General features: G+C 72.8%; 1 protein-coding gene and 1 pseudogene. Both read right to left on the bottom strand.

Annotation, left to right across the window (positions count from 1 at the left end; genetic code table 11):
- Nucleotides 1–434 (bottom strand): hypothetical protein (locus ACE3UY_RS13485; protein ID WP_374688028.1); only part of this gene is annotated, 434 nt, incomplete at its 3' end.
- Nucleotides 435–693: 259 nt separating this feature from the next.
- Nucleotides 694–2143 (bottom strand): annotated as a pseudogene (locus ACE3UY_RS13480) (hypothetical protein); the annotation flags it as partial.

The following is a 2143-nucleotide window of genomic DNA, read 5'->3' as shown; positions in this document are numbered from 1 at the left end:
TTCTCCAGCGAATAGCCGTAGCGCCGCGCCAGCCACCAGCCGCCGAGGGCAAAGGGCACGTAATAGCCTTGCGCCCAGAGAAAGGAGGTGGCCGTGTCGGGGTGCATGCCGCCGAAGCCGGCCGGCCCGGTGCGCAGGGCGAGTTCGTAGAGCATGCCGGTCAGCCACGAGCCGGCGATGAAGCGTAGCGCGCCAGACCTGACCGGTTGGGGCAACCGGTCAGGTCTACGAGCGCGCCACCACAGGCCGCCGGCGAAGCCCAGCACCAGCAGGGGGTCGAGGAACCACAGGACACTGCTGTCCGCGCCGCCGCCGTCCAGCGCGGCCAGCGCTGAGTAGCCTACGCCCAGCAGGACGACGACCGCCATCCAGCGCGACACGGGTCGCGCCGGCGTCGCCCCTCTCAGACCATTCGCCGCGTCTTGTCTTAACATACCTACTCCACGCGTTCCACCCGGCTAGACCCAACAGAGTTCTACCGCCTATACGAGACGAAGTCGTGCGGGTAGCGCTGGAGGATGAGAGGGTATCAAGGCGAGCCAAGAAAAGAAGAGGAACACAGAGAGACACTGAGATCACACGGAGTTCCACAGAGAAAACGTATTCTTTCTCTGTGATCCTCTGTGTGATCTCAGTGTCTCTCTGTGTTCCTCTTAGAATCTGCGTAATCTGCGCAATCTGCGGATCACTCTCTTACAACGCCAACCGATTGGCCTGGTCGGCGGCGCGGGAGAGGGCCAGCGAGGCATCTTCGTAGCGCGCCGCGGCGTGGGCCTGGGCGGTGTGGTGGCCGATGAGGTTCAGCGCCCGCTCGCGCTTGATGCGCTCCGGATGCTCGGGCGGCAGGCCGTCCACGTCCGACACAGCCAGGGCGACGATCTGATCCACGTCCGTTTCCAGGAAGCGCAGCCGGGCGGCCTGGTCGGTCAACAGGGCGAAGCGCTCGGTCACGTCGCGCTCGATGCCCTCCAACTCGTCCAGGAGCGCTTCGGCCTCGCGGCGGCGGTGGATGGCGGCGAAGCGAGCCTGGGCCGTCTCGAAGTCGGCTGCCCGCTGCTGGATGAAGGCTACGTGGTCGGCCAGGCATTGCCAGGGCGCGGCGGCGTCGATGGCCTCGTCGATGAGGTGTGGCAGCCGCTCGCGCTGGCGGACGACCAGGTGGCGGGCCGCCTCCACCCGCGTCATCCAGGGGGCCAGCACGCCCTCGAACTCGTCCACGCCGGCGCGGAACTCGGCCAGGGCGTCAGGGCGGCGCTGCGCGGCGTCGAAGTCGGCCAGCAGCCGGGCGTGGCGGCGGGCCAACGGGTCGTCGTTCGCCAGCCGCAGTTGGCGCTGGCTGGCCTCCCAGGCGCGCGCCAGCCGCTCGCGCAGGGCGGTCGCCTCGCGGGCCAGGGCGGCCAACTGCTCATCCTGCTGTGCCGCCAGCGTCTCGGCCCGGCGGCGGGCCTCGGCGGCGCGGGCGGCCAGCGCGGCCTCGCGGGCGGCGCTGGGTGGCGCATCGCCGGCGGCGTCCAGCAGTTGGGCCAGGTCGCGGCGCAACTGGCCGATGGGCGCGGTCAGGCTGGCGCCGTCGTCCCGGTCAGTCAGCCGGCGCAGCAGCCGGGCGGCCTCCGTCAGGTCGCGGCCCATGGCGATCAGGCGAGTCGCGGCGGTCACGTCGGCCGCGGCGGCGAGGAAGTCGGCGCGGCGGCGGTGGGCGGGGGCGCTCTCGCGCAACAGCGCGCCGGCGCGGCGCAGTAGCGGCGCGACCTGCGGCGGGGCATCGGCGGCGGCAGGCCCGGCCGCCTTGCCGGCCACCTGGGCGTCGTCGAGTTCGGCCAGGGCGCGGTCTAACCGCTCGTCCAGCCGGGCGCGGCCCTCGGCCAGAGCGGCCAGGCGCGGCTCCAGCTCGGTCGCGCCCGCCTCGGCCGCCTCGAGCCGGCCGGCGCTCTCGTCCAGCGCGGGCAGCGCGCCGTCCGGCCCAACGGCGGCCGCCTCGGCCAGCAAGCGCCGCAGCCGGGCGGCGTCCGTCTCCAGGCCGGTCAGCGCCTCGATGCCCGCGGCGCGCTCGGCGCGCAGCGCGCCCTCCAGCGCGTCGAGCCGGGCGGCGACGGCGGCGCGCTCGGCGGCCAGCTGGTCGGGCAGAGCAGCCAGCCCCTCAACG

Source organism: Promineifilum sp. (SeqCode) (assembly GCF_041918635.1).
Lineage (GTDB): Bacteria > Chloroflexota > Anaerolineae > Promineifilales > Promineifilaceae > Promineifilum.
Note: the sequence above shows the minus strand (reverse complement) of the source record. Positions and strands in the feature narration are given on the sequence as shown.